The following is a 7,884-nucleotide window of genomic DNA, read 5'->3' as shown; positions in this document are numbered from 1 at the left end:
ATATTAAAAAATCGATATATATTCGAGCAAGCTTATTAAAATTAAAAGATAAAGCCATATTTAAAAGACAGAGAAAGACATACTGCTTTTAAATGAGATAAAACGCATATAATGAACTTTCAAAAAATGTTAAAGACAGAAGTTGCGATCACTCTTGTAAAAGAGACATTAAAGACCCAACTTATTAGTCAACTAAATCTTATACCTGTCTCTTCTCCCATAGCTGTGCTGGATGGCACAGGAATCAACGATGACTTAAACGGAACAGAACGTCCGGTTGCATTTCCCGTAAAGGCATTAGGCGAAAAGAGAGCTGTTGTGGTGCATTCTCTGGCGAAATGGAAACGTTTGAGACTTAAACAACTGGAGGTTGATTTAAATTATGGTATCCTAACGGATATGAAGGCCTTAAGACCAGATGAGGACTACACACATATACATTCTATTTATGTAGACCAATGGGATTGGGAAAAAAGAATTGAACCTGCACAAAGAACCTTAGAATATTTAAAAGAAACAGTTTCTAAAATTTACGAAGCTCTAAAATTCACAGAAAAATTTGTAGAGGCGCATTATCCGGACATTAAAGCTATTTTACCAGAAAACATCAAATTTATATCTTCTCAGGAGCTTTTGGATCTATATCCAAATTCTACTCCTAAAGAAAGAGAGAATGCCATTGCCAAGGAATATGGTGCAGTATTCTTGTATGGAATTGGTGGAAAGCTGACTAATGGAGAACCTCATGATGGAAGAGCACCGGATTATGATGATTGGAGTACGCTAAACAGCGAAGGCACTTACGGTCTAAATGGTGATATTTTAGTATGGCACCCAACTTTAGAATGTGCTTTCGAGCTTTCTTCAATGGGAATTAGAGTAGATAAAGCTGCTTTAATTAAACAATTGGAACTAAGAAACAGCACAGACCGCTCTCAATTATCATTTCATAAAATGCTTCTTGAAGACAAACTTCCAGACTCTATTGGAGGCGGAATTGGCCAATCAAGAGTATGCATGTTTATGCTTAAAAAATCTCATATTGGTGAAGTTCAGGTTAGTATATGGGCAGATGAAGAGATAGAGAGATTGGCCAGTAAAGGAATTGAATTATTATAGAAGTCCGAAACTGATAACTAAACAATAAACGATAAAAAAAACGCTGACAGGTCTAACCGTCAGCGTTTTTTTTTGACTAATAAACTTCTTTCTTAATTCAACCTATATATCTTCCCGGGCAAAGAAACAATTATAGACTTCATTTCCAGTTCCAACAAAGCAATTGCCAATTTACTTTGCTGCATATTAAGTCTTATCTGAATTTCATCAATTGCAATACTATCGCATGCTTTAATCAATTCTAAAATTTTTTGTTCGTCTTTATTTAATTCATGTAATATTTCCAGCTGCTTTTCTTGTTTCGGTACGTCTTCCGCTGCCCAACCCATAATATATTCCAAATCTTCTATACCGGTTAACAGGTGTGCCCTATTTGTTTTTATTAAAAAGTTACAGCCTTCAGAAACCTCATTATCTATTCGTCCCGGAACAGCAAAAACATCTTTATTATACGAATTTGCAATCTCAGCAGTAATCAATGCTCCTCCCGTCTTGGTTGCTTCTACCACAATCACGGCATCAGCCATTCCTGCTATAATTCTATTTCTTTTAGGGAAATTAGCTCTATCTAAAATAGATTGCGAGCAAAACTCTGTCAGTAAACCACCACAAGAAACCATTTTCTCTGCAACTTCTCTATGTAAGGCTGGATATATACGATCTAAACCATGTCCCAGAACTCCCACTGTAGCCAGATCATTTTGCAGAGCAGCTTTATGTGCTGCAATATCAATTCCATAAGCCAGACCACTTACCACCAAAACATCATGTTGTTTTAAGCCTGCTGTCAAATCTTCGCAAAACTGACGACCATACGATGTTGCGTTTCGTGTTCCTACAACAGACACTATCTTTTGCTTATTTAAATCGGTATTACCTTTATAAAACAATAAAACAGGTGCGTCCACACAATTCCTTAATCTTCGTGGGTAATCATCATTTAAAAAAAACAGAGGCTGGATTTTATATTTTTCAATAAAGGCGATTTCATTTTCTGCTTTTGCGAAAGACTCCTTTCCTGCAATAGCAGCAGCAGATTTAATTCCTATTCCCGGAATCTTCTCCAGGTCGGACTTTTTTGCACCAAAAATCTCTTCGGCACTGCCAAAATAATTAAGAATATGACGAATGGTAATATTACCTAAACCCTTGGTAAGGCTAAGCGCAATTTCATAAAACATGTTCGGGTTTATAACCGGTTAATAATATATTACATAAATATACTATTGTGCAGGCACATATACCACGTATTTTGTATCAAAAAAATCTTCTTCGAAAAAATCTTTTAAAGGATATAGGGCTATATTCTTCAATTTTGATTCTGCCAGCTCCTGATCTAAATCGCCACCTTTAAGATAAAGAACACCATTTTTCAAACTGGAAACAGAATCTTTCTTAAACTTACCTCTTATCCAGGGATAAAAATCTTTCAATTGTGTTACCGCTCTCGAAACTACAAAATCAAACTTATCATTAATTTGTTCTGCTCTGCTGTGCGTAGCTTTCAGATTTTGTAGCCCAATCCCTTTAGCCACTTCATTTACCACTTTTATTTTTTTCCCTATGGAATCTACCAAATGAAATTGCACTTCGGGAAATAGTATTGCCAAAGGAATTCCCGGAAATCCACCACCTGTCCCTACGTCTAATATATTCTGACCTGCTTTAAATGATAACACTTTTGCTATACCTATAGAATGCAAAATATGTCTTTCGTAAAGCAGATCGATGTCTTTTCTACTAATTACATTAATCTGTGAGTTCCAGAAAGAATACAAATCAAATAATTTATCGAATTGTTCTTTTTGTTTTGCGCTTAACCTGGGGAAGTATTTATATATAATTTCAGAACTCATTTCCGGTCTTTTTTTGTTTGTTTAAAATGTTAGACAACAAATCTCTTGCTCTAAACAATTGTGCTTTAACAGTCCCCAGAGGCAACATCAATTGTTCTGCTATTTCTTCGTATGATAGTTCGTCAAAATATCTTAAGATAACCAGTGTTTTATATCTGTCTGGCAATCTGTTAACAATATCTTTCACCTGTTCTGCCTGTTGCTTTTTGATAGACGACTCTTCGGGGTTTGGATCATCGCTTTTAATATAAAAAACATAATCTTCTCCGTCTTCTGCCAATGCATTGTCTATAGACGTGGTAACTATCCGTTTCTTTCTGATAAAGTCTATGCTACCATTTGTTGCTATACGAAATAACCAGGTACTAAAGGCAAAATCGGCTTTATATTTATCTATATTTTCAAAAGCCTTTGCAAAAGTGGAAACGGTTAAATCCATTGCATCGTCTTTATTATTTACCATTTTCAAAACCATGAAATAAATGGCATCCTTATAACGGTGCATCAATTCTGCATAAGCCTTCTGATTACCTTCTTTGGCACTTAAAACAAGATTATAATCATTCTTGGCGTTTTCCGAAAAATTTGGATTTATTTCCATGCGATTTTTTTTCTGAAAATTCTTCTAAAGCTGATAATCATTAAAAACATTTGATAAAATAGATCTAAAAACAACAAACTCCAGATCAAATCTTTGCAGCGTAAAATAGTTAAAGATTTAGAGTAAATTAAAATTTGAACCAAAAATCTTATAAAAAATACCCCTAAAATATAAGGCCAATAAATTTGTAATGCTAAACAGGTAACTATAAAAACATAAAAACCTATGGCAGATACACCTTGTAATGTCAGTTGGAATTGATGTGTTTTTTTATACGCTTTACCTGCACCAAAATGCCTTAATTTCTGGTTCCAGTAACCTTTCCATGTATCTTTTGGCTCGCTAATCACATGCGATTCTGGTCTTATCTCTATAAAAGTATTTATTACGTTGGCGGTTTGATTTACAAAAAGATCATCATCTCCAGACGGAATATGCATGTGCGAAGCAAAACCTTTATTTTTAAAAAACAGCGCTTTCTTATACGACAGATTCCTTCCGACTCCCATATATGGCATGCCATTTAGCGCAAAAGAGAAGTAATTGAGCGCAGTCTGGAATGTTTCATACCTGATAAGCATATTCAATAATCCTTTCTTCTTTTCGTACGGTGAATACCCTAATACAATTTCGGCCTGTGGCTTTCTATAAGCTGAGCACATCATAACCAGCCATTCATCTGAACAAGGTTTACAATCTGCATCGGTAAAGACTAAAATCTCATTAGAAGCAGCCTTAATTCCTAAAGTAAGTGCAAACTTTTTCCCTGTTTTGTATAAAACATGCTCTTCCTTTGTAACCACTTTCAGATTTGCGTACTGCTCTTTAAAATCCCTGAGAATTTCATCAGAATTATCAAAAGAACAATCGTTTACTACAACAACCTCAAAGTCAATCCCTTTTTGCTGAAATATTAAAGGCAAATTTTCCTGTAAGTTTTTGGATTCATTTCTCGCACAAATGACTACCGAAACCTTAAAATCGTAGCTTATATTCTCCTGATCTGAGTTATAGATATTAAGTTTTCTTTGAACGACTATTAAGTAGTAGAGTTGAATAAGAAAAAAAATCAGTAAAAAAGCGAGTAAAGTGTATTCTAAATAAGCTTCCAATTAAGTTTTAATTTAAGCTTGCAAATTTCTCAATTTAAACCAAAAAACAAACTTTACAGCCTTATAAAAACATTTAATTTTAGTATCGACATTCCTTTTACAGCAATTTTAGGTATTTATACTCTCCCCTCCGTTGGGGTGCAGTACCTGTCCCGAGATATAAGAAGCTCCTTCCGATGCAAGAAACACGTAACATGAAGCTACTTCATTAGGTTGCCCTACACGTCCCATTGGAGAATCTGATCCAAATTTAGCGACCTTTTCTTTATCGAAAGTAGCCGGAATAAGCGGCGTCCAGATTGGCCCTGGTGCCACAGCATTTACACGAATTCCTTTTTTCATAAGCGACATAGACAAAGATCTTGTAAATGCTACAATTGCACCTTTGGTAGCCGAGTAATCCAACAATTCGGGACTCCCTCTGTAAGCCGTTACAGATGCCGTATTTATAATACTGGAACCTTCTTTTAAATATTTCAACGATGCACTTGTTAGATAAAACTGAGAAAAAATATTGGTTCTGAATGTTTTCTCTAATTGATCTTTAGTAATATCTACAATTTCTTTCTGCGGATACTGAACCGCAGCATTATTAATAAGTATATCTACCCGGCCAAACTCTTTTATTACTTTACTGACAACATCTTTACAATGTTTTTCTTCACCAATATCACCAGATATAAGCAAACAGCGCACCCCTTCTTTCTCTACAAGCTGTTTGGTCAATTCGGCATCTTCATGCTCATTCAAATAAGCTATGGCAATATTTGCACCTTCATAGGCAAATGCTACCGAAATTGCCCGGCCAATTCCACTGTCTCCTCCTGTAATTAATACCAGTTTATCCTTAAAATAATCTTTTGTTTTTTTAACCTGATATTCCGGTTCTGGGTTCATTAAAGATTCTTTCCCTGGTTGCCTAGACTGTGCTTGTGCTGGTTGTTTAACCTTTTTCTCTTGTTTTTTCATAGCAGTAGACTTTTAATTATGCATAAACCATTACTGTACCAAAGTTTTGCTCTTTTATTATCCCTTTGCAAAGAAAGCCAATGGTAAATACCCCAATCTGGATTAAATTTTACTATTTTTGCGCTCCTTATATTGAATTTGATGAAGTTTAAACTATCTGTACAAGATAAATTTTCGAAGGCCAGAGCTGGTGAAATAGAAACAGACCACGGAACAATCCAGACACCTATTTTTATGCCTGTCGGAACCGCGGGAACAGTGAAAGCAGTTCATCAAAGGGAACTTAGAGACGATATAAAAGCACAGATTATATTGGGTAACACCTATCATCTGTATTTGAGACCAGGTTTAGATGTGATCGAGAAAGCAGGAGGCTTACATAAATTTAATGGGTGGGAGAAGCCTATATTGACAGACAGCGGTGGTTATCAGGTTTATTCATTAACAGAAGTAAGAAAAATAAAAGAAGAAGGTGTAACCTTCAAATCACATATAGACGGCTCCAAACATTTGTTTACTCCAGAAAATGTAATGGACATTCAAAGGACTATAGGTGCCGACATCATTATGGCTTTTGATGAATGTACGCCTTATCCGTGTGATTATAATTATGCCAGAAAATCGTTAGATATGACGCATAGATGGCTAAAAAGGTGTATTGACAGATTCGATTCCACCGAACCAAAATACGGCTATTCGCAAACATTGTTTCCTATTGTTCAAGGTTCTGTATATAAGGATTTAAGAAAAAAATCTGCAGAGTTCATTGCTGAGCAAAACAGAGAAGGAAATGCTATTGGCGGATTGTCCGTTGGCGAACCTGCCGAAGAGATGTATGCCATGACCGAGGTTGTTTGTGATGTATTGCCAACTGAAAAGCCAAGATACCTGATGGGCGTAGGCACTCCTATTAATATCCTGGAAAATATTGCTTTGGGGATTGATATGTTTGATTGCGTTATGCCTACCAGAAATGCCAGAAACGGAATGCTATTTACCAGAAATGGGATTATTAACATCAAGAATGAAAAATGGAAAGATGACTTCTCTCCAATAGATCCCGATAGCGATTTATATTCCGACCTGGTTTACTCCAAAGCCTATTTAAGACACCTTATTCACTCCAAAGAAATTTTAGGTGCACAAATTGCTTCTTTACACAACTTACATTTTTATCTTTGGTTAGTGAAAGAAGCCAGAGCAAAAATTATCTCTGGAGAATTTTACGATTGGAAAAATAAAATGATCAAAGTTCTGGGACAAAGGCTTTAATGAAATTTTTTAATAAATACATCAAACTAATAGACTGGTATATCATCAGGAAATACCTGGGCACATTTATTTTCACAATGGCCTTGTTTACTGTTATTTCTGTTGTTTTCGATATATCAGAAAAACTGGATGATTTTTTAAAAAGTAAGGCCACTTTCAGCCAGGTTGTTTTTGAATATTATGCCGGTTTTATTCCTTTTTATCTAAATTTCCTTAACCCGCTTATCAACTTTATCTCTGTCATTTTCTTTACCGCAAAAATGGCAGATCAAACTGAAATTGTTCCTATTTTAACAAGCGGAGCAAGCTTTAACAGGTTCTTAAGACCTTATTTTGTTGCTGCCACTGTTATTTTTATTTTTAATATAGGCTTTAATCTGTTCGTTATTCCGGAAACCAACCGGTTAATGATTAATTTCGAGAATACCTACACCAAAATAAAGGAAACATCTCGAAACAATGTACATCTGCAACTGGATTCCAATACATATATATATATGGAGTCGTTTGATAACCTTAGAAATTCGGGCTATAAGTTCTCTCTGGAAAATTTTAATGGGAAAGAGCTTAAAGAAAAACTGATGGCAGACCGTATTTCATGGGACTCTGTAAGCAATAAATGGAAGGTTGAAAATTATACTATCAGATATGTTGACGGGTTAAAGGAACGCATGGAAAACGGAACGGTCAAAGACACTACGCTTGATATGAAACCAATCGATTTTGACATCAGGGACAATATCTATTCTGCTATGAATTACTGGGAACTGAATGAGAAGATTGAGAAAGAAAAGATCAGAGGGTCTGGTGTTATGGTAAACCTGGAATTGGAAAAATTTAAGCGGTGGACTTATCCCTTCTCTACCTATATATTAACCCTCATTGGGGTTGCACTATCTTCCAGGAAAGTTAGAGGCGGTGTCGGACTTCCTCTGGGCCTTGGAATACTCTTAAG

The 7,884-nt window shown here is 35.5% G+C and carries 8 protein-coding genes; 3 read left to right on the top strand and 5 right to left on the bottom strand.

Translation table 11 applies throughout. The features are described 5' to 3' along the window. Positions 1-111: 111 nt before the first annotated feature. Positions 112-1,119 (top strand): aspartate--ammonia ligase, encoded by a 1,008-nt coding sequence (gene asnA / locus ABWO41_RS13160; RefSeq protein WP_353138749.1) that lies wholly within the window; start codon positions 112-114, stop codon positions 1,117-1,119. A 92-nt stretch (positions 1,120-1,211) separates the two neighbouring features. Here asnA and dprA read toward each other — a convergent pair whose 3' ends face one another. The 5 genes from dprA to ABWO41_RS13135 all read right to left on the bottom strand — a co-directional run bounded on the left by dprA (position 1,212) and on the right by ABWO41_RS13135 (position 5,657). Beyond that, the gene (gene dprA / locus ABWO41_RS13155) at positions 1,212-2,300 is read right to left on the bottom strand and encodes a DNA-processing protein DprA (RefSeq protein ID WP_353138746.1); all 1,089 of its coding nucleotides are present in this window, start codon (positions 2,298-2,300) and stop codon (positions 1,212-1,214) included. Between the two features lie 42 nt (positions 2,301-2,342). Next, on the bottom strand, positions 2,343-2,975 hold the full coding sequence (rsmG, locus tag ABWO41_RS13150) for a 16S rRNA (guanine(527)-N(7))-methyltransferase RsmG (protein ID WP_353138743.1): 633 nt from the start codon (positions 2,973-2,975) through the stop codon (positions 2,343-2,345). Continuing rightward, entirely contained in the window at positions 2,965-3,576 is a 612-nt protein-coding gene (locus tag ABWO41_RS13145) for an RNA polymerase sigma factor (protein ID WP_353138740.1), read from the bottom strand. The genes rsmG and ABWO41_RS13145 overlap by 11 nt, the downstream gene beginning before the upstream one ends. Next, positions 3,567-4,688, bottom strand: a complete 1,122-nt coding sequence (locus tag ABWO41_RS13140; RefSeq protein ID WP_353138737.1) for a glycosyltransferase — start codon at positions 4,686-4,688, stop codon at positions 3,567-3,569. The genes ABWO41_RS13145 and ABWO41_RS13140 overlap by 10 nt, the downstream gene beginning before the upstream one ends. 108 nt (positions 4,689-4,796) lie before the next feature. Then, entirely contained in the window at positions 4,797-5,657 is an 861-nt protein-coding gene (locus tag ABWO41_RS13135; protein WP_353138734.1) for an SDR family oxidoreductase, read from the bottom strand. A gap of 141 nt (positions 5,658-5,798) precedes the next feature. Here ABWO41_RS13135 and tgt point away from each other — a divergent pair, with 141 nt between their 5' ends. Beyond that, entirely contained in the window at positions 5,799-6,929 is a 1,131-nt protein-coding gene (gene tgt / locus ABWO41_RS13130; RefSeq protein ID WP_353138731.1) for a tRNA guanosine(34) transglycosylase Tgt, read from the top strand. Beyond that, positions 6,929-7,884 (top strand): LptF/LptG family permease (locus ABWO41_RS13125; RefSeq protein WP_353138728.1); only part of this gene is annotated, 956 nt, incomplete at its 3' end. The genes tgt and ABWO41_RS13125, both read left to right, overlap by 1 nt.

It is taken from the genome of Pseudopedobacter sp., assembly GCF_040392825.1.
Lineage (GTDB): Bacteria > Bacteroidota > Bacteroidia > Sphingobacteriales > Sphingobacteriaceae > Pseudopedobacter.
The sequence above is the reverse complement of the archived record's forward strand: the minus strand, read 5'-3'. Positions and strand labels throughout refer to the sequence as shown.